At 45.0% G+C, this 18,954-nt stretch carries 20 protein-coding genes; 12 read left to right on the top strand and 8 right to left on the bottom strand.

What is annotated here, in order from left to right:
• A complete protein-coding gene (locus tag ABDW33_RS06730) occupies positions 1 to 1,425 on the bottom strand; it encodes a hypothetical protein (protein WP_343689299.1) in 1,425 nt (474 codons plus the stop codon).
• 157 nt (positions 1,426 to 1,582) lie between these two features.
• On the opposite strand from ABDW33_RS06730, the gene ABDW33_RS06725 reads away from it, so the two are divergent.
• Together ABDW33_RS06725 and ABDW33_RS06720 are read left to right on the top strand one after the other, a co-directional pair.
• Entirely contained in the window at positions 1,583 to 3,532 is a 1,950-nt protein-coding gene (locus ABDW33_RS06725; RefSeq protein ID WP_343689298.1) for a sensor histidine kinase, read from the top strand.
• 1 nt (position 3,533) lies between these two features.
• Positions 3,534 to 4,151 (top strand): response regulator transcription factor, encoded by a 618-nt coding sequence (locus ABDW33_RS06720; protein WP_343689297.1) that lies wholly within the window; start codon positions 3,534 to 3,536, stop codon positions 4,149 to 4,151.
• Between the two features lie 45 nt (positions 4,152 to 4,196).
• Here the strand turns inward: ABDW33_RS06720 and ABDW33_RS06715 are convergent, their stop codons facing one another.
• Both ABDW33_RS06715 and ABDW33_RS06710 read right to left on the bottom strand, forming a co-directional pair.
• Positions 4,197 to 5,375 carry a hypothetical protein gene (locus tag ABDW33_RS06715; protein ID WP_343689296.1) on the bottom strand — a complete coding sequence of 393 codons (1,179 nt, stop codon included), beginning with the start codon at positions 5,373 to 5,375 and terminating at the stop codon, positions 4,197 to 4,199.
• Positions 5,368 to 5,958: a Crp/Fnr family transcriptional regulator gene (locus tag ABDW33_RS06710; protein WP_343689295.1), complete on the bottom strand. Its 591-nt coding sequence runs from the start codon at positions 5,956 to 5,958 to the stop codon at positions 5,368 to 5,370. The genes ABDW33_RS06715 and ABDW33_RS06710 overlap by 8 nt, the downstream gene beginning before the upstream one ends.
• 177 nt (positions 5,959 to 6,135) lie before the next feature.
• On the opposite strand from ABDW33_RS06710, the gene ABDW33_RS06705 reads away from it, so the two are divergent.
• The 9 genes from ABDW33_RS06705 to ABDW33_RS06665 all read left to right on the top strand — a co-directional run bounded on the left by ABDW33_RS06705 (position 6,136) and on the right by ABDW33_RS06665 (position 14,164).
• Positions 6,136 to 6,627 carry a cytochrome c gene (locus ABDW33_RS06705; RefSeq protein ID WP_343689294.1) on the top strand — a complete coding sequence of 164 codons (492 nt, stop codon included), beginning with the start codon at positions 6,136 to 6,138 and terminating at the stop codon, positions 6,625 to 6,627.
• A 7-nt stretch (positions 6,628 to 6,634) separates the two neighbouring features.
• Positions 6,635 to 8,596 carry a Sec-dependent nitrous-oxide reductase gene (nosZ, locus tag ABDW33_RS06700; RefSeq protein WP_343689293.1) on the top strand — a complete coding sequence of 654 codons (1,962 nt, stop codon included), beginning with the start codon at positions 6,635 to 6,637 and terminating at the stop codon, positions 8,594 to 8,596.
• A 10-nt stretch (positions 8,597 to 8,606) separates the two neighbouring features.
• Entirely contained in the window at positions 8,607 to 9,566 is a 960-nt protein-coding gene (locus ABDW33_RS06695; RefSeq protein WP_343689292.1) for a hypothetical protein, read from the top strand.
• Positions 9,545 to 10,765 carry a nitrous oxide reductase family maturation protein NosD gene (locus ABDW33_RS06690; RefSeq protein ID WP_343689291.1) on the top strand — a complete coding sequence of 407 codons (1,221 nt, stop codon included), beginning with the start codon at positions 9,545 to 9,547 and terminating at the stop codon, positions 10,763 to 10,765. The genes ABDW33_RS06695 and ABDW33_RS06690 overlap by 22 nt, the downstream gene beginning before the upstream one ends.
• Positions 10,762 to 11,469 carry an ABC transporter ATP-binding protein gene (locus tag ABDW33_RS06685; RefSeq protein ID WP_343689290.1) on the top strand — a complete coding sequence of 236 codons (708 nt, stop codon included), beginning with the start codon at positions 10,762 to 10,764 and terminating at the stop codon, positions 11,467 to 11,469. Before ABDW33_RS06690 ends, ABDW33_RS06685 begins: the two co-directional genes overlap by 4 nt.
• Positions 11,466 to 12,233 (top strand): ABC transporter permease subunit, encoded by a 768-nt coding sequence (locus ABDW33_RS06680; protein WP_343689289.1) that lies wholly within the window; start codon positions 11,466 to 11,468, stop codon positions 12,231 to 12,233. Before ABDW33_RS06685 ends, ABDW33_RS06680 begins: the two co-directional genes overlap by 4 nt.
• A gap of 21 nt (positions 12,234 to 12,254) precedes the next feature.
• Positions 12,255 to 12,950, top strand: coding sequence for an iron-sulfur cluster repair di-iron protein (gene ric, locus ABDW33_RS06675; protein WP_343689288.1), 696 nt, complete (start codon positions 12,255 to 12,257; stop codon positions 12,948 to 12,950).
• A 146-nt stretch (positions 12,951 to 13,096) separates the two neighbouring features.
• Positions 13,097 to 13,666 carry a hypothetical protein gene (locus ABDW33_RS06670; RefSeq protein WP_343689287.1) on the top strand — a complete coding sequence of 190 codons (570 nt, stop codon included), beginning with the start codon at positions 13,097 to 13,099 and terminating at the stop codon, positions 13,664 to 13,666.
• Between the two features lie 9 nt (positions 13,667 to 13,675).
• A complete protein-coding gene (locus tag ABDW33_RS06665; protein ID WP_343689286.1) occupies positions 13,676 to 14,164 on the top strand; it encodes a hypothetical protein in 489 nt (162 codons plus the stop codon).
• Between the two features lie 184 nt (positions 14,165 to 14,348).
• Here the strand turns inward: ABDW33_RS06665 and ABDW33_RS06660 are convergent, their stop codons facing one another.
• Entirely contained in the window at positions 14,349 to 14,678 is a 330-nt protein-coding gene (locus tag ABDW33_RS06660; protein WP_343689285.1) for a gamma-glutamylcyclotransferase family protein, read from the bottom strand.
• Positions 14,679 to 14,712: 34 nt separating this feature from the next.
• Positions 14,713 to 15,447 carry a lysophospholipid acyltransferase family protein gene (locus ABDW33_RS06655; RefSeq protein ID WP_343689284.1) on the bottom strand — a complete coding sequence of 245 codons (735 nt, stop codon included), beginning with the start codon at positions 15,445 to 15,447 and terminating at the stop codon, positions 14,713 to 14,715.
• 132 nt (positions 15,448 to 15,579) lie between these two features.
• Here ABDW33_RS06655 and ABDW33_RS06650 point away from each other — a divergent pair, with 132 nt between their 5' ends.
• A complete protein-coding gene (locus ABDW33_RS06650; RefSeq protein WP_343689283.1) occupies positions 15,580 to 16,014 on the top strand; it encodes a hypothetical protein in 435 nt (144 codons plus the stop codon).
• A gap of 166 nt (positions 16,015 to 16,180) precedes the next feature.
• On the opposite strand, the gene ABDW33_RS06645 is transcribed toward ABDW33_RS06650, so the two are convergent.
• The 3 genes from ABDW33_RS06645 to ABDW33_RS06635 all read right to left on the bottom strand — a co-directional run bounded on the left by ABDW33_RS06645 (position 16,181) and on the right by ABDW33_RS06635 (position 18,838).
• Complete coding sequence (locus ABDW33_RS06645) at positions 16,181 to 16,720, bottom strand: YbaK/EbsC family protein (RefSeq protein WP_343689282.1); 540 nt, start codon at positions 16,718 to 16,720, stop codon at positions 16,181 to 16,183.
• A 217-nt stretch (positions 16,721 to 16,937) separates the two neighbouring features.
• Complete coding sequence (locus ABDW33_RS06640) at positions 16,938 to 17,531, bottom strand: hypothetical protein (RefSeq protein WP_343689281.1); 594 nt, start codon at positions 17,529 to 17,531, stop codon at positions 16,938 to 16,940.
• 455 nt (positions 17,532 to 17,986) lie between these two features.
• The gene (locus ABDW33_RS06635; RefSeq protein ID WP_343689280.1) at positions 17,987 to 18,838 is read right to left on the bottom strand and encodes a hypothetical protein; all 852 of its coding nucleotides are present in this window, start codon (positions 18,836 to 18,838) and stop codon (positions 17,987 to 17,989) included.
• Between the last annotated feature and the right edge of the window lie 116 nt (positions 18,839 to 18,954).

Raw genomic sequence — 18,954 nt, 5'->3', positions numbered from 1 at the left:
TTATTGAATGACCTTTAATTTAAATTCACCACTTATTGTATGCACCTCTGAATGCTGACAACCACTCTTATTCGCCGGCGTATCTGCCAGTAAGGTACCACTGATTGTTCCCGTTACTTCCTCTCCATATTGTGAAATACTCACCGTAATGGCCGGACAGATATTGGTGACCCTGCATCCTCCCACAACTGCTTCCCGCGCATATCCGACTGTTTTGTATAAGGCCGTATTAATATCTTTTGTATACGCAATTTCATCCTGGCTATTCCCATCGTCCCAGTCACATACGAATTGCCTTGTACCTGTCCCGGGGTGCCAGATTTTCAGCTGAATGTAATTGTCTGCTATCGCCTCTCCCTGCTGATACCTGCCGCCAACGATGGACAGGTAATTGTGTTCTTTGTTGATCGTACAGCCTACATAATAGTAGTTTTTATTATCGGCAGGCTGTTGATCGGCATTGATGTACTCTCCATAATTCATGGTGACACCATCTATTACCAGTTTCAGGTAATGTTCCGCATCGATGATCGTAATATTGGATACCAGCGAGAACTTCGTTCGATCACCGTTTTTGCTGTACACGTCCAGGTCTGCCGACACCGCCACCGGGTTGTCGGAGGGGATAGCTGCTGGTGCTGTATATTTCCCATCCTGTGTCAATGCTCCCGCCGATACAGTGGATACTGGTGCTTCTGTGCCATTCAGTTTCCATTTACCTACTTTAATATCTTTGTAGGTATTCGATTTATCCAGTATAATCCCTGCTTCGTTCAGTGGTGCCAGCTCACTTCCAAAAGGTTTCAGCGGCCGTACATCTTCACTATCCCCTACCTGATCTGCCAGGAAGCCTGTTACGTGGAGTTGCAGTGTCTTACCCACCTTCAGGGTGGTGGCTGCCGGCTCGAGTGTCAGATCCAGGAATCGTCCCAATGCCCAGTCACTGAAGTGCGTAGTGGTGATGGTAACCGTTTTATTGGCAGTATTCACCTCACTGCTGTGAATTGCACTCCAGGTGCCATCCGTATGCTGCGTGGTGATCCACAGAAACTCCGGGAGTGCATTATTGAGGGGGATGTTGGCATAATTTATTTTGAGTGTCACTGGTTTGGAAAAGGTGGTGCCTTCCGGTGTGAGACGATAACCGTCGCCCACTCCCAGGGGAACATTATTTGTGATCGGTTGAATACCTACCGTTGTTGTGGCAGAGACTGCGCCCGCGGGAAAAATAAGGGTGATTTTACCGTCTGCAGAAGTAATCATACCGCCATCAGGGCCGATGGTATAATTATGTATCTCTCCGGTGGGGGTACCTTTTTCTGTGATCACGGGTGCTCCTTTCACCTGTTTGCTGTGCTGGTCTTTCCTGCAGCACGAAAAGACCATCACACAGATTATGGCAGTTAAAAACAATTGCTGTTTCATGATGATTAAAATTTTATGTGGCTAAGGTAGCCGGAGAGGGGGGCGAAGGAAATCCTATAAAATGAGGATATTTCCCCTTCACAGGTGCCAATATATTTGTGGTATGTCATTCCTACGTAAAACAGATTACTTTTGGGGTAACCTCAATCAGCGAGCTATGTGGAATAAGTTTACCTCGATGCTGTTACTATGTGTATTATTGACAGCTTCTCTGTGTGCACAGGAAATCATGAACAGGGATAGCCTGTTACGACTGTTGCCCCGTGCTGCCAATGATACCGGTAAAGTGTTCCTGTTGATACATATCGGCGAACAATATGAAGGTGAAGCCCCTGCTATTGCAAAGGATTATTACAGAAAATCAATCGCGCTGAGTGAACAGCTACATTTCCCTAAAGGCATTGTCAGGTCCATTGCCGGGTTTAGCTACCTGCTGAACGTAGAGGGAGATTTTGATTCTTCCCTGCTCCTGAACCAATGGGCAGTAGCACTGTCCAGAGAAATGAAAGATACCCTGAGCATCGCCAAGACGCTGTTTAATACGGGTAATTCTTATCGTTTTTCAGGTGACTATGAAGCCGCTGTACGCAGTTATGAAGAAGGGAAGACACTGTTTGAACGAAGGGGCAACGACAGCCTTTCTGCAATAGGTGATGATATCCTGCAGGGCCTGTATACTGACATGAAGCAATACGAAAAGAGCCGGCTGCATGGTGAAAGAGCGGTGGCTGCCATGCGAAAGTGGAAAAGTCCCTGGCAGCTGGGCGTTGGTCTCAATAACCTGGGGAATAATTATGCGGGTATGCGACAGTTTGCACCCGCAAAGAAGGCGTATGAAGAAGCATTGGCCATTGCGGTTAAGTTGAACGATAAGAACATGGAGTTGAGTCAATACCTGAACCTGGGAGACCTGGAATTGCAACAGGAACAGTATGACCGTTTAAATGTATGGTTCAATAAAGCACTGGTTATTGCTGATGAACTGGAACTGGAAGAAAGTAAAGCCATTGCCCTGAGTGGCATGGCTCACTACTATCATCACCAGCACCAGTTTGCAAAAGCCAGACAACTGGCAGAACAGGCTTTGCAACTGACTTTTCAGAATGACCTGAGAAAGGTACGGGCAGGTGTGTATGTACAGCTGTCACATCTCGCATACGCCATGCAGGACCCTGTGGGAGGGCATCATTATCATATATTAGGCGGCATGCTGGAAGATAGTTTGCTGGATGAGACGCTGTTAAAGACAACAAATGAACTGGAAGTAAAATATGAAACGGCCCGAAAGGAAACGGCGATCAACAGGCTGGAAGCTGCACATCGTATACAGGAGCTGAGTATTAAAAATAAAAACATGTTGATTATCTTTTTGTCTATACTCGCCATTGGTATTGGCGTAGTGGTATTCCTGCTATACCGCAGTTACAGGCACCGGCAACAGTTACAGCAATTAAGAATCAATGAGCTGGAGACAGAAAAACAGTTGATGGCAACGGCCGCCGTGTTGAAAGGAGAGGAGCAGGAGCGGGCGAGGATGGCAAAGGACCTGCATGATGGATTGGGTGGAATGTTGTCGGGCGTGAAGTATTCTTTGAATACGGTGAGAGGAAACATGATGATGACAGCAGATAATGCGGCAGCGTTTGAGCGGAGCCTGGATATGCTGGATAGTTCGATAGGCGAGATGCGAAGGATTGCGCATAATATGTTGCCGGAGGCATTGATCACTTTTGGGCTGGAGAATGCATTGGAAGGTTTTTGTCAGGATATTAACGGCAGTGGCGTTTTGCAGGTGCGTTACCAGGCGCTGGGGCTGGAAGGACTGGAACTGGAGCAAAGTAAGGCGATTATCATTTATAGAATCGTACAGGAATTGCTGACGAATACCTTAAAGCATGCAGGCGCAAAGCGGGCGATTGTGCAATTGACAAGGAACGGGGATGAGTTAAATATAACTGTGGAGGATGATGGAAAAGGGTTCGATTATAAAGAACAGTTAGAAGGAATGGGGTGGAAGAATATCAGGAACAGGGTAAGTTTTTTGAACGGTACATTGGATGTGGATGCGGGGAAAGGTACATCAGTTTTCATTGTAATTCCTTTGTAATATGGCGATCAGGATATTTATCGTAGATGATCATTACATGGTGATTGAGGGACTCAAAACCATGCTGGAAGATGAACCCGGCGTAGTATGGATGGGCCAGGCGATGAATGGATCTTCCTGTATGGCATTTCTGGCCACACATCAGCCGGATATTATTCTGATGGATATACACCTGCCTGATATAAGCGGAATAGACCTGTGCAGGGAGGTGAAAATAAAATATCCCGGGGTGTTTGTGATCGGGTTGAGTACGTTTAATCAATATAGCTTTATACAGAAGATGATAGAACACGGGGCATCAGGGTATGTATTGAAGAATGCAACAAAGGTGGAATTGATGGAGGCGTTTGAAGTGGTGATGAAAGGAAAACAGTACCTGAGCGATGATGCAGGCCGGTTGATGCAGAAACCGGAGGAGGATGGCGGACCGGTTTTAACCAGGAGGGAGGTAGAGGTGTTAGGATTAATTGCAGACGGAATGACGAATCAGGAAATAGCCGGGAAACTGTTCGTAAGCAATACGACGGTGATTACGCACAGGAAGAACCTGATGGCCAAGTTTGGAGCAAAGAATACGGCAATCCTGATAAAGATGGCAGCGCAGAAGAAACTGATTTAATGTTCTGTGCCCCGCAACCACCGGGTGCAATGTCCTTTTACAATCTCAGAGATGCTTTTTAGACTGGTAAACATCGCTCCGTTGCATTATCAATAACCTGCCGATCCCACTCATCATGACTACACCCGCTCCCAACAACCAATATGCCGCTGTTGGCGTTCCACTACCCCAGCAATAAGCCATCACACATTGTACCATCAGAATTACCTCGTTTGCGATCACTCCTGTTATAAAAATCCCCAGGCCAATTTTATCTCCTTTCACCAACTTATTCATTATCAAAAAGCCTAAAATTAAGAAACTCACAAACCCCAATACCACCAAATGCAGATACCCGATCACTACTGGTCTGAACCCATAGGCAAATCGTCCCAACGCTGTTACTAATGTCAATACCTGCAATACAATTTTAATAATAAAAGCCACTGATGCTAATACCCATAACAGGTGCAGATTCTTCTTCACCGGCACTGCCAATATTAAAAATGCCAAAGCTGCCAGCTGAATCAGGCCTGCCGCACCACCTGTCGTATATATCCATCCGGGAGGATGCGCCCATAACATAGACAAACAGTACGCCGGCACGCAGGCAATGCCCATCAGGATCACAAACACCTTGCTGAAATTCGGGGCCAGGTAAATATGAAACCGCGGTGCTGCCCAAAAGAACAATGCCATTGCCCCGAAGGTGAACCAGCCATTATATTGAAAATGTAAATAGAAGTAAATAGCATTGTTGTACAATACCATATCTCCCTTCCCAAAAGCCAGCATAAACGGCCCCGCACTGGAAATCACTAAAAAGATCAGCGCTAATTGTAAACAAACTTTGACCAGGGGAGGGAATGTTAAAGTCCGGATATCTCTCCAGTAAGCAAATGCAAACCAATAACTAAATACGACTGACAATGCTGAAAATGCGATCGACACTGCACCATAACCCTGTATTGTAAAACTGACCAGCATCCCAAAACTTGCCACCTGGTTCAGCCAGAACTGGTACTCATAGGTCTTCCTGAATGGGATTAAATACACAAAACAGGTAAACAGGATAGTTGTTACCCAACCAGAAAATGCAAAATGAGAATGCGCATGCAAAAGGTTTTTATAATCCGGTACAGGCAGGTAAAAAGCACCTTTATACCTGAGTATTACACCAAGAATAGAGACTATCAGTAAATTGACAAGTGACAAATATGCCCACTTCTTAATGGTATCAAACATATACTTTCCCTTTATTAACCAGCAGATCACCTTTTTTATACATCGTGCGGATGGTGCGGATCACCGTTTCTACTCTCAGCCCGGTCATATCAGCAATCTGCTGCCTGGTCAGTGTTACCCGCAACCTTCCATGCAACAGCTCCGGTACGGTATACCTCTTCAATACACCTCTTATCAGCACCGCCGGCTCACTACAGGTCATCTCCCGGGACAGGATAGATTTCTGCCTCAGCCTTTTGGCCAACAGGGATGTAAACGCAAAATGAATATCCGGATGCTCTTTTAGTAAGCGAATAAAGGCAGGCTTCGGCAATCGAAGAATGGTACTGTCACTATCAGCTACAGCTGCGGCCGGATATTCACCACCTGTGAAAAGTGGGGGCTCTCCAAATGACTCTCCCGATACAAAGATCCCTTGTATAAACTCTTTTCCATTAGCCCCTGTATTCACCATTCGTATTTCTCCGGATTCTATCTGGTAGTAAAAGTGCGCTTGTTCCCCTTCGGTAAAGATAACCCGGCCTTTTTCCGCTGTTAGACGGATGGCGCCCCATTCCTGCAGCAGGTCGGTGTGGATAATCATTGTGAACGATTTATTGAATATATCAAAGCTACCCCGACCCGTCATGCCGATAAATGACCTTCAGCAGGTTTCCGGGTGATTAGTATCAAGACCGTTTTTATGATTTGGATCATATCTATCCGGTTTTTACTGGCGTAATGTTGTACCCGGGAATTGTCAGAACACAATCTTTAATAAATGAAAAAGTATGTTTACACAGCAGTGCTACTGGGACTTACCTGGGCCTGCGCTAGCAACAGCCAGCCTCCGAAGGAGGAATCCCCGGCGCCTGTAGTTGAAGACAACAGTCTCCAGCCTTCCACGTCTGCATCTTCTGCCGCATACGATTCCGTCAAAGGGGCAGGAAAGTATACGAATATCGAGCTAAGTGCCGCATTAGATCAGAAGATGATCGCCGGAGGCAAAACTGTGTATGAAGTAAAATGCGCAGCCTGCCATAAGCTAACCGATGAAAAGCTGGTGGGGCCCGGCTGGAAAGGGATTACGAAGAAAAAATCCCCTGAATGGATTATGAACTTCGTAAGCAACACAGATGAGATGATCGACAAGGATCCGCACGCACAGGCAATGCTGGCCGTTTGTATGGTTCGTATGCCTAATCAGCACCTGAGCGATGAGGAAACAAGAGACGTATTTGAATTTATGCGTAACAATGATTCATCTAAATAACAATCCTATGCGTTTATGTTCAATAGCGGTGCTCCTCGTAGCATTCGCATCCTGTAAGCCCCGCAATGAAGCCGGCGCTATTACTGCTGGTGCCGCTGAAAAGGTGTATGTAGCACCCGGTAAATACGACGAGTTCTACAACTTCGTATCCGGCGGTTTCAATGGTCAGGTGTCTGTTTATGGGCTGCCTTCAGGCCGTCTGCTCAAGATTATCCCTGTATTCTCTGTAATGCCTGAAAATGGTTATGGTTACAGCGAAGAAACAAAACCTATGCTGGAAACCTCACATGGCTCCCTGCCGTGGGATGATCAACACCACCTGGAACTGTCTCAGAAAGATGGCTCTCCCGATGGCCGCTGGCTCTTTGCTAATGCCAACAACACGCCGAGGGTAGCACGTATCAACCTCGCTACTTTCAGAACCGAAGAGATCATTGAGCTGCCTAACAGCGCCGGTAACCACTCTTCTCCTTTCTGTACCGAAAATACAGAATATGTAGTAGCTGGTACACGTTTCAGCGTACCTGTTGGTGACAAACAGGACGTACCCATCTCTGATTATAAAAAATCATTCAACGGCACTGTCAGCTTTATCAAAATTGATAGTAGTAATGGCCGCATGTCACTGGCTTTCCAGCTGTTGACGCCTGCCATCAACTTTGATCTGAGTCATGCCGGTAAAGGTCCAAGCCATGACTGGTTTTTCTTTTCCTGCTATAATGTAGAACAGGCACATACCCTGCTCGAAGTAAACGCTTCCCAGCGTGATAAAGACTTCATCATGGCGGTAAACTGGAAGAAAGCAGAAGAATTCATCAGGAATAACAAAGGCACGCTGAAAAGTTCCCGTTATGCACACAACGTGTATGATGAGAAAACACACAGTGCGACTTCTACTATCGAAAATAAGGTGCTGACCCTGGACCCTTCCCAACTGAAAGATTTCGTGTACTTCATTCCTTGTCCTAAATCTCCACACGGTGTCGATATTGATCCAAGTGGTGAATATATCGTAGGTAGTGGTAAACTGGCGGCACTGATCCCAGTATTCTCCTTCACTAAGATGATGGCGGCTATTGAGAAAAAAGATTTCGATGGTGATTACCAGGGTATTCCTGTTATCAGGTATGAATCCGCACTGTACGGTGAAGTACAGAAACCAGGCCTGGGCCCATTGCACACGGAGTTCGACGGAAAAGGAAATGCTTATACCTCCTTCTTCGTTTCTTCCGAAGTAGTGAAATGGAATATCAAAGACCTGAAAGTACTCGACAGGAAGCCTACTTACTATTCCGTAGGTCACCTGTGTATTCCCGGCGGAGATACGAAAAAACCGTTTGGTAAATACCTGATCGCATATAACAAGATCACAAAAGACCGCTACCTGCCTACAGGTCCTGAGCTGGCGCAAAGTGCACAGTTGTACGACATTTCCGGCGATAAGATGGAGCTGCTCCTCGACTTCCCGACCGTCGGTGAACCGCACTATGCACAGGCTATTCCCGCTGACCTTATTAAGAATAACTCATTAAAGTATTTCAGGATCGAGGACAACAAACATCCTTATGTAACCAAAGGGGAGAAGGAAGCCAAGGTAGTACGTGAAGGCAACAAAGTACATGTATATATTACTTCTATCCGTTCTCACTTTACACCTGACAACATCGAAGGCATACGTGTCGGCGACGAAGTATACTTCCATGTCACCAACCTGGAACAGGATTGGGATATTCCTCATGGCTTTGCAGTGAAAGGTGCTGCGAATGCAGAAATCCTGATCATGCCAGGGGAAACCTGTACACTGAAGTGGGTACCGGAAGCGGAAGGTGTATACCCTATTTACTGTACTGACTTCTGTAGCGCACTGCACCAGGAAATGCAGGGTTATGTAAGAGTATCCAGGGCGGATGCAAACACCCCGCTGAAGTATGGAACTAACCTGCCTGACAGCGCAGTGGCGAAAAATTAAACTGATCAACATGCAAAGAAAATTGTCAACCCGCTTTCGGGCAGTCATTTTCATGCTTTCATTGGCGATGGTGGCAGTGCTCTATTTTCCTATATGGAAAATAGAGCTGGCCGCCCCCCAATACCCGGAAGGGCTTACGTTGAAAATTGCTGCTAACGGATTACGTGGGGATGTGGATATAGTGAATGGATTGAACCATTACATAGGTATGCAGACATTACATACCGGGGATTTTATCGAATTTACAGTTTTACCTTTTATTATTGGTGGGTTGGCATTACTGGGGTTTGTTGTAGCGGCGTTGAACAATAGAAGAGTATATTATGGCTGGGTGACATTGTTCCTGCTGGTAGCAGTTGTCTCTATGGTAGATTTCTATCGGTGGGAGTATAACTACGGACACAACCTGAATCCGGAAGCCCCTATCAGGGTACCAGGCATGGCTTATCAGCCGCCGTTGCTGGGATACAAGCAGTTATTAAACTTCGGGGCGTATTCTATTCCTGATGTAGGTGGTTGGATCTTTATTGGTGTAGGTGCTGTGCTGGTATTACTGTCGTTTAAATTTAAGAAAGGGTTCTTTTTAATAGGTGGACTTATGCTGGGGTTGCAAAGTTGTAGTGAAGGGCCTGCGCCTATCAGGTACGGACAGGATGCCTGTGATTTTTGTAAAATGGGTTTTACAGACAAAAGATTTGGTGCAGAGATCGTAACAAAGAAGGGAAAGGTATTGAAGTATGATGATGTGCATTGTTTGCTGGCGGCACTCAGGGCAGGCGGCCAGGAGGTTGGCGGGATCTGGCTGCTGGATTTTACAGATGGACAGTGGATCAAAGCAGCAGATAGCCGGTTGTTGCACAGCGAAGCATTCCATTCTCCTATGGGGAGTGACATCGCTGCTTTTGCAGACAGTGTACATATGAAAGCGTTTAACGGAGCATCACTCACATGGAAAGAGCTATATCAATAATATTATTGTGGCTGTTACCTTTACCGGTATGGGCCGGTGTATGGACGGTCAAAGGTGCTATAAAGGAAACTTTACAGCAGGCCAGGGGCGGCGATACCGTCATTGTACCGGCAGGTGTCTATTATGAGAAAGGGTTGGTCATTGACAAAGCCATTTACCTCAAGGGTGTAGGAAAGCCGGTACTAGATGGAGAAGGAAAATATGAGGTGATCATGATACTCGCCAGTCATGTCACGGTGGAAGGATTTGTAATCAGGCGTTCCGGCTTTTCTGACTGGAAAGATCTGGCTGGTATCAAACTGGGTAATGTAAGGCATGTCACTGTCCGGAACAATGTACTGGAAGATACGTTTTTTGGGATTTATTGTCAGCAGTCAGATAGTTGTGTGATAGCCGGAAACACCCTGCGCTCTAACGCGGCTCAGCGCATCCAGTCCGGCAACGGCATTCACTGCTGGCACTGCGATGGCATGCAGCTGACAGGCAATACCGTAACGCAGCACCGGGATGGGATCTACTTTGAGTTTGTAACAAATTCATTGATCAAAGGAAATCATAGTTTTAAGAATGTGCGGTATGGGTTGCACTTTATGTTTTCGCACAATGACCGTTATGAAGACAATTGTTTTGAGCATAACGAAGCCGGTGTATCTGTGATGTTTTCACATGGAGTTGATATGAAGCGGAACAAATTTGCCGGCAACCAGGGGGGCGGGGCGTACGGTATTTTGCTGAAGGAGATCACGGATAGCAAAATGGAACAGAGCCATTTTGAAGACAATACAGTGGGCATTTATATGGAGGGCACTACACGGGTGCAGGTCATAGGAAATGTGTTTAAGGCAAATGGCTGGGCTATGAAAGTACAGGCCAGCTGCTCAGAAAGTAAGATCACGCACAATAATTTCTACGGCAATACATTCGACGTAGCCACCAATGGCTCACTGGTACTGAATAACTTTGATAACAACTACTGGGATAAATATGAAGGGTATGACCTGAACAGAGATGGAAGGGGAGATGTGCCTTACCACCCGGTGAGTTTGTATGCGATGGTGGCAGATAAGAACCCTGCTGTGATGATGTTGTTTCATAGCTTTATGGTCAGCCTGCTGGATCGCACGGAAAAAGTAATGCCGGGCATCACACCCGTGAACCTGGTAGATCGTGCACCTTTTATGAAACCCCTTACACCATGATTCAATTTACAAATATATATAAACGATTTGGCCGGCTGCAGGCGCTGGACAATATCAACCTGTCGTTTTCAGCGAGCAAAAGCGTGGCTTTGATCGGACCTAACGGCAGCGGAAAGACAACTTTGATCAAAACCCTGTTGGGTATGGTGGTGCCGGACAAAGGGGATATTCTTTTCAGGGATACATCTGTTCTCGGCAACTGTGCGTATCGGGCAAATATTGGATATATGCCACAGATCAGCAGTTATCCGGAAAACATGACCATTGCCCAGGTGATGGAGATGATGAAGGATATCAGGCAATATACGAAGCTGGATGAAGACCTGGTACAGGCATTCAAATTACCGCAGCTGGCCAATAAGCCAATGCGGACATTGTCTGGTGGTACAAGGCAGAAAGTAAGTGCCTGCCTGGCGTTTCTGTTCAATCCTGAAGTACTGGTGCTGGATGAGCCTACTGCGGGCCTGGATCCTGTCGCATCGGGGATACTGCAGGACAAGATATTGCAGGAGACAAGGAACGGAAAGCTGGTACTGATCACATCACACATCCTGTCAGAACTGGATGACCTGGTAGATGAAGTCGCCTATCTGCAGGACGGGGAAGTAAAGTTTCATAAGCAGGTGGCGGCATTACAGGCAGCGACAGGAGAGCAAAAGTTAGTACGCGCAATGGCTCGTGTCATGGAAAATAGTGGACTATGAAAAAAATTATTAAATACGTAGTGCTGGACATCCTGCGCAACAGGATATTGGTAAGTTATGCTGTATTACTGCTGGTCGTGTCTATGCTCTTGCTATGCCTCACAGATAATGGTACGAAAGCGTTATTAAGTTTATTAAATATCGTGTTGATCGTACTGCCGCTGGTGAGTATAATATTTTCAACGATTTATTACTACAACGCAGCTGCGTTTATAGAGTTGCTGGTATGCCAGCCCTTACGAAGAAAAAAGATCCTCCTGAGTGTGTATATCGGGTTGGCATTGTCCCTGTTGATTGCATTTATAGTGGGGGTGGGCGTGCCGTTAATGATCTTTGACGGGGGGATGACAGCGCTGCTGCTGATATTCGTGGGTATGGCGCTGACGGTGATCTTCTCCGCACTGGCCATCCTGGGATCTGTGATGATGAGAGATAAAGCAAGGGGTATCGGTGTAGCCATATTAGCCTGGTTTTATTTTTCACTGTTGTACGACGGGTTGGTGTTGTTCCTGTTGTTCCAGTTCAGTGACTATCCATTGGAGAAGCCTGCAGTGTTGATGGGGGCCCTGAACCCGATAGACCTGGGCAGGATCATTGTTTTATTGAGATTGGACAGCGCCGCGATGATGGGATATACAGGAGCGGTGTTTGCCTCCTTTTTCGGAAGTGCTGGCGGTATGCTTACGGGATTTGTGCTATTGTTAGTATGGATGGGATGGCCTTTATGGTGGGCGCTGCGGCGATTTAACAGAAAAGACTTGTAATCAGATTTAAATAATTTCATCATGGTAAGAAATAATGTAATCACAGTCGGAGAAATGGCTGGAAAGGACTATCGCATGGCCGATGTGTTCCGGGGTTTTGGTATTGATTTTTGTTGTGGCGGCGGGCAGACGATTGCGCAGGCGGCGGCGCAGGGAGGTATCACAGAAGAAGCGTTATGGAAAGCACTGGAAGCAGCCGAACAAAAGGCAAAGCAACCGGGTAGTGATCTGGGAGTACTGGCACCCGCGTTATTGATTGAGCACATCCTGCATACCCACCATAAATATGTAAAGGAAGCGCTGCCCGTGATCTGGCAGTTTGGCCAGAAAGTAGCCGGGCATCATGGGGATACCCATCCGGAACTGATAGACCTCAGGGCCGCAATTCTGCATGAAGCTGAGGAGCTGCTGGATCATCTGGAAAAGGAAGAACAGATCCTGTTCCCGGCTATCAGACAACTGTCTGCCGGCGAAAAAGGGCTGCCTTATATCAAAGGTACCATAGAAGCGATGATGAAGGAGCATAGTTCATCAGGTGAGTCCCTGGAAGAGTGGCGCAGGCTCACAAATGATTATCAGGTACCACAGGGTGCATGTAATTCATATCGGTTCTTATTTGAAAAATTGAGGGAGTTCGACACCGACTTAAGACAACACATTCATTTAGAGAATAATATTTTATTCCCGAAAGCATTAGCCTTAGCGCAGGAAGCCTAAAAATGAGTGATTTTTAATTGTTAAAGAGGCTTATGAGTACCCCGGGGGTTATCGTGCTCCCGGTTTTTTATATGCAAGATCTCTTACCTGGAAAAAATGAGGCGATTACTTTTTTTGCTATCTTGGGTTGACTAACAACCCTGTACATGACCCGGTTCCACAACGTTTCACCAATTATTCCAACACTGTTTAGCATCCTCCTGTTTAGTTGCAGTACTAAGCACTTTAGTGCCGGCTTATACCAAAGTCATATAAACTCCCATAGGTCGGATAGTTTTAAAAGCGAAACTATCACGAGTACCTTTTTAAACGGCCATACTATAGGCACGAATGGTTGTGTAGACGGTACATCTCTGAAAGATGTATCACTGATGGTTCGTTATCAACAGGATTCGACTGGTAATGCGGGTGGAAACGATTGCCACGCTGTAATAGTTTCCATCGATAGTATTCAACATGGTAGGATGCGGGGGCCCATATTTAAGCATCTTACTTTCCAATCCAATGTCCCTGTCAGGTTTCAGCGTATCCTTTTCAGGCCTGCAGGCGATAGCATACAGGTGGTTCGGTATCTTATCAACGGACAGGTAAACGTGACCGGCAAAATGAAGATTAATGGTCTTTGCTCATACCGTGAAGCACATCGCCTGATGGTCAGATCCGTACTGGACAATGTCTATACCGCGGTAAGGAAAGAAATGGATGAAAAAAATTAATAATTACTTATGACCGATAACAGGAAGATCATCCGCATTTTTTTGATCATTTTTATTGTTGTCACTATATGCCGCGAAAATGACTGGTTAAGCCTCAGCTACTATAAAAGCCAGGCGAATTCTGCCCAGAGCCAAAGCTTCAATGATTTCTCCATGGGGAATGCCGAATCATTGAAAGATGTACCACTGACCGTGCAATGTATGGGATATGAATATGGCGGGAAGGGTAACGTTAATCATTCAGCAGTGAGGGTGGATGTATTGGATATTAGTTATGGAGCTTTATGGGTTCCCTTGTTTAAGCACACCAGGTTTGACGTAAGCGTGCCTGTCAGCATACAGCGAAATGGGCATAATATAACAGGTACTGTTATTATCAATGGCACCTTGTCAATAAATGGCTTTTGTTCCAGGCGGGATGCAAAACACATATTGGCAAACCTTATCATGCAGCGTGCATATAATACAATCAGAACTTATATGGACAACATACAATAATTTTTACAGGTTGTGCCGGTCCCGCTATATCAAATAGGCATAGCCTTGTTCCCCGCTTATTAGAATTGCCTATGTATGTATGAATGTTTGCGTCATTTTGCATGATTAGCAGCACTTCTTATGATCAAAGAACAAAGGTTTGCCTTTCTTTAATTTGTCTATGATAGCTGTCCCGGCTATCGTTTCAGGTAGGTGTATTTGTTGTATAGATGTACGCCGTTTCTTCCGTGCCATCTTCCAGCATCACATTGACTGTAACTCTATAATAACCTTCGCCTTCAAATTCGTCCAGGGATGGCCAGGACGTGGCGAGATTGTCAGAATAGAAGATATAGCCGGGGACTTTATTACTACCGCTCAATATGACACCCGGGTACTGCTTGTCCGGTCCGAACCCGGATGTGTAGTGCGTGCCGTAAATAAATCCTTTCTTAAATATACCACCAATCGCTTCGAGAATATGAGCATTTTCCTCATTTGGGCGTAATGTGCCGTATACAAACAGACGATCCATACCTCAAATGTAAGGCATAAAGCAAGCCGTGTTATTAAATTTCAATGCTTTTCCTCACAGCGTCCTCTGCTTCCTGCAAAACTTCTTCCGCGGTGCGTCCCTTTGGCTCGATAGCAGGGAGTACAGTCCAGCTCATTTTTTCGAAGGTGCTGAGCGGGAATTTTCCATACCTGAAAAATTTCCAGCTACCATTAATCGCAACAGGAACGATCAGTGCATGAGGGACTTTTTTGAGCAGGATGCTAACACCTCCTGTCATGAACGGTTTCATTTCTCCTTTCCGGCTACGGGTGCCTTCAGGGAAGATCACGGCAGACCAGTTTTTTTCCTGCATGCGGGCACCAAGTTTGAGTAGCTCACCCATGGATTGCTTTTTATCCTTACGGTCAATGTTGGCCGCACCACCATATTTAAGGTTGAAACTAATGCTGGGAATACCACTGGCCAATTCTATTTTAGACACAAATTTGGCGTGATACTTCCTTAAGCCCCAGATCAGTGGAGGAATATCATACATACTCTGGTGGTTCGCCACGAATATTATAGGCCGGTCAGCCGGCAGCGGCTGGTTGTTGACAAAGCGGGCGCGGCTGCCGAGTAACATATAGGTACAGGAGAGCAGGCCATTGAGAATGTCAACGGAAGTCTTATGTGCTTTGTAGCCACCCACTTTTAGACAGAGCCACTGGATAGGATGGAAAATTAATAAGAGGCCACCAAAGAATATATAGTGGATAGGGGATAGAAAGTACCCAATCAGTTTCTTCATTTATCGATGCTTTTTCCTAAAATCCGGTGCAAGATAGCTCAGTTTAGGTTAATAGTGTATGATGATAATCAGAGATGAATTGTAAATATTTTATATATTTGAGTATTCATTAACCCTAACCTATACTTACCTATGCTGACACAGCAAGAATTGGAGGACAATGTACAATATGTGCTTGGAATGACAGAGCACTATGGTAGTGACCAGGAAATTCATAACATGCTTCGGCTCAAGGGGCTTGAGGAAGCAGATGTTCAAAGGATCTTAAGAGCAGTCGCACATTCATTTGCAGAAAAGCGAATGCGGCAACACAAGCGTTCATTGGGGCTTGCCGGTATACTGGCTATTTTCCTGTATGTGATACCTGGTATTTACTTTTTACTGTTAACCATGAATATCAGTATCGCTGTGCTGGAGTTTTACGTACTATTTATAGTCGCTTTCAGGTTTACAATAGGCCTGATGATACTGATTCCATTCTGGGCTATTTTCAGTACCTATCAATACTTCAGGTACAGGAAGCAAATGAAGCAGGAAGGGAATATCAGTGCTATTGGCATGATATAATCCGAAAGAGGTGCTCAAAAGTAACCGGGAAGTTTCGAAAATCGTTTATACGACATGCATTCCATCAGCAGCCTGGCTAAAACCGGGATAGATTTACTTTTGAGTACCTCTTCTTTTCATTCAGGTGGATCAGCTGATAGAACTTTTAGTTTTGACACGTCTAATTTTACACCTCAATAAATGCAGGGGTGTGTCCGGTATATTTGAGAAAATCATGTGTGATCCAGTCCCTGCTGATTTTCATATAGCCCTTGGGGGTACCATCGCTGCAACCGTACCATTTTTCATTCAGCACATCCTTGTCAATCAATACCTGTACTTTATTTTCTTTGTCCAGCAGTATACCAAAGATGGTGGCCCCACCTACTGGTGTACCTAAGAGATTGTTTAATAATGCTACCGGGGCAAAGGATACCCTGGGGATCCCTACTGCACTGCTAAAATCTTTGGTCACAAATGGCTTATCTGCTGTGGTGACAAAGAGGTAGAAGTTCGTCTGCTGTCGATTACAGAGAAAGAGTGTTTTCACGATCTCCACATTGAGCTTAGCATTGATCAGTTTGCAATCTTCCATGGTAATGGCTTCATCTGTATCTACACGTTCAAAAGGCACGTGCAGGTCCCGGAGTGTGGTATACACAAGTTCCTGCAAAGGTGTTATAAACTCCGCGGGTGCTGTTGTTTGTATTTCGCTGATGTAGAACATGGACTACTTGTTGACTGATTTAAAACGATTCAGGGCTGAAATTACCGGAATTTGAACTGAAAAAACAACTATTGACAGGTAAGATCATCGTCGTGGCTGCCTGTATGGGATCAGGGCGTATTTCCATCATGCAGGGGGTACAACTGGCGGATATGAATATTATGGAGAGCGAAAAATGTGTATGCAAAAAAAAGACCGGGAATAACCCCGGCCCCTTTTAATTTGTTATTGCCGTCACCTGGCTGGAATGGTCCATTTTTACAATATCTTCTGCTAACTGGAACATCACCTTGCAGCTATCATAGTTAAAAGGATGCACCCCATAGATGAGGCATTTATTATCTTTTACTTCTACATTCAGGTCCTGCACGGTCATAATTTTATTGAAAAAATCGATTCCGATTATCTGTTCAATCGTGCCAGGATCTGTCGATTCCAGAATATATTTATGGTTGAAGGCCGGAACGGTCTTCACCTTGACAGAATTAGGTAAATATAAGTTGAGAAATTTATCGTTTTCGGTATTTGCTGTAATCTTGAATTCAGGCAGCGGATGCGCGAGGTGAATGCAGATGCCTGCATATCTGTTAGGATCCGCTTTGATGGACTTACCCGCGTTGCGGTATTTTACAAAACTTACTTGTTGCGAACAATTTGCGAGTCTCCAGGCATATGTAATTTTGAAATTACCACCTTCACGAAAAGAAGAAAAATGGCTCAAATTGACTTCTTTCAAGGATTCTTTCATCAATGGGAAATCCTTTTTTAATTCGGCGAGTATTTCTTTTTCCAGCTTTGCGTCTTCAGCCATGTTGCGTTTTTAGTTGTTAAAACCAGGTCAAATGCGTCGGTAGATGAAACTTTCTAATCTTTCCATCTATCCAGATGCTGAAGAATTGAAATATGGTTTCCAAGTAACGTTGTGGTCTGCACCTGCATTTTCATAGTATAGTTTCAGTTACAAATATAATAACTCTTCCACATTAGTGCAATCGGTGGAGTTATTTTATTGGTAATCAAAGTGTTGTACTTGTATGAGTGCAGTTTGAAAGGAGAATTGAGCACTATTACTTACTTATACTAATAGTCCCGGCCGGATCGAGGGATGTAATTTTTACAATGTACCGGTTTCAGCCATAAAAAAGACCGGCCGGCTGGTTGCAGCATCTTGAATAAAAAGATAGTGAGAGGAATTGAATACAGTGAAGATAGGTGTGATAAGCAACCTGTTTTTCAGGTTGCTTTGATTTTACCCGGGACGCTTTATTATTCGACCGAATATGTCATACTTTGTTTCGCCTTACATTTCGCACTCACCGTCATACCAGACGTGTTCATATTTAACAGATAATGGATGTCAGATTCTGTGCGGTCCAGCATCTTGTTCTTCATATCGAAGATCATTATTCCTGTTCCATTTCCGTTCCCATTCACGTTACCGTTACTATCCATCATACTCATATCCAGGGAGATGTCCTGTTTCATGTCAAAGATGGCCTTGTTGTCTTTGATATCTTTCAATGTGCTTTTTACATGAATTTTCATTTTAATCTGCATTTGAGCTACGGGAACAACCAGTGGCACATCCTGGTCAAAAGAATCTCCGATAGCCAGTTCTTTTTCAGGGAATTTGATATTCCCCTGAATATTGTTCACCATCGTTCTGAGAGATGCTTTCACTGCATCGTTGATATTACCGGTAATGGTATCAATACTGATCTTTCCATCACCCGTTGTAGTGCCCCGGATCTCTACGTCAGCGAAGGGGTTGGGCTGGTTCATCTCATTGCCGGCGATAGTGGTTGTAATATCCATTTTATCGTAGGTCACCGTCAGCGGTATTTTTTTGTCAGGCCTTTGTTGACCGGTTTTGGTGGTGGTAAGCATGTCCTGTTTCAGCAACATGGTAATGGGAGATTTCATGCCATTGGTTTCCATTTCAGCCATCATAGCCGAATCGCCCTTTATAGCCATTTCCATTTCCATCTCGTTGATCAGCTGCGCCTTGTAGACTTTGTTGGGCACCATCACATTTTTTAATAAGACTTTTTTCTGACCAGAAGTATATTGGATGAAAATAGTCAGGAAGAAGAACAATAACAATCGGGAATGTTTCATTTTTTTCTAATTACAGGGGATTTTATAATGGTGTCACCTGATCAGGTATGTTCAAAAGTAGGAATATAAAGGCAACTATACAAATACGGGAAGTCCCTATAACAAGTAAACTACGG

This window comes from Chitinophaga sp. (assembly GCF_039596155.1).
Lineage (GTDB): Bacteria > Bacteroidota > Bacteroidia > Chitinophagales > Chitinophagaceae > Chitinophaga.
Note: the sequence above shows the minus strand (reverse complement) of the source record. Positions and strands in the feature narration are given on the sequence as shown.

Coding starts and splice junctions, on each gene's coding strand:
- ABDW33_RS06695 (WP_343689292.1), top strand. CDS start 8,607: ATGCAAAGAAAATTGTCAACCCGCTTTCGGGCAGTCATTTTCATGCTT.
- ABDW33_RS06730 (WP_343689299.1), bottom strand. CDS start 1,425: ATGAAACAGCAATTGTTTTTAACTGCCATAATCTGTGTGATGGTCTTT.
- ABDW33_RS06665 (WP_343689286.1), top strand. CDS start 13,676: ATGACCGATAACAGGAAGATCATCCGCATTTTTTTGATCATTTTTATT.
- ABDW33_RS06645 (WP_343689282.1), bottom strand. CDS start 16,720: ATGTTCTACATCAGCGAAATACAAACAACAGCACCCGCGGAGTTTATA.
- nosZ (WP_343689293.1), top strand. CDS start 6,635: ATGCGTTTATGTTCAATAGCGGTGCTCCTCGTAGCATTCGCATCCTGT.
- ABDW33_RS06720 (WP_343689297.1), top strand. CDS start 3,534: ATGGCGATCAGGATATTTATCGTAGATGATCATTACATGGTGATTGAG.
- ric (WP_343689288.1), top strand. CDS start 12,255: ATGGTAAGAAATAATGTAATCACAGTCGGAGAAATGGCTGGAAAGGAC.
- ABDW33_RS06670 (WP_343689287.1), top strand. CDS start 13,097: ATGACCCGGTTCCACAACGTTTCACCAATTATTCCAACACTGTTTAGC.
- ABDW33_RS06640 (WP_343689281.1), bottom strand. CDS start 17,531: ATGGCTGAAGACGCAAAGCTGGAAAAAGAAATACTCGCCGAATTAAAA.
- ABDW33_RS06660 (WP_343689285.1), bottom strand. CDS start 14,678: ATGGATCGTCTGTTTGTATACGGCACATTACGCCCAAATGAGGAAAAT.
- ABDW33_RS06685 (WP_343689290.1), top strand. CDS start 10,762: ATGATTCAATTTACAAATATATATAAACGATTTGGCCGGCTGCAGGCG.
- ABDW33_RS06715 (WP_343689296.1), bottom strand. CDS start 5,375: ATGTTTGATACCATTAAGAAGTGGGCATATTTGTCACTTGTCAATTTA.
- ABDW33_RS06650 (WP_343689283.1), top strand. CDS start 15,580: ATGCTGACACAGCAAGAATTGGAGGACAATGTACAATATGTGCTTGGA.
- ABDW33_RS06710 (WP_343689295.1), bottom strand. CDS start 5,958: ATGATTATCCACACCGACCTGCTGCAGGAATGGGGCGCCATCCGTCTA.
- ABDW33_RS06635 (WP_343689280.1), bottom strand. CDS start 18,838: ATGAAACATTCCCGATTGTTATTGTTCTTCTTCCTGACTATTTTCATC.
- ABDW33_RS06690 (WP_343689291.1), top strand. CDS start 9,545: ATGGAAAGAGCTATATCAATAATATTATTGTGGCTGTTACCTTTACCG.
- ABDW33_RS06725 (WP_343689298.1), top strand. CDS start 1,583: ATGTGGAATAAGTTTACCTCGATGCTGTTACTATGTGTATTATTGACA.
- ABDW33_RS06680 (WP_343689289.1), top strand. CDS start 11,466: ATGAAAAAAATTATTAAATACGTAGTGCTGGACATCCTGCGCAACAGG.
- ABDW33_RS06705 (WP_343689294.1), top strand. CDS start 6,136: ATGAAAAAGTATGTTTACACAGCAGTGCTACTGGGACTTACCTGGGCC.
- ABDW33_RS06655 (WP_343689284.1), bottom strand. CDS start 15,447: ATGAAGAAACTGATTGGGTACTTTCTATCCCCTATCCACTATATATTC.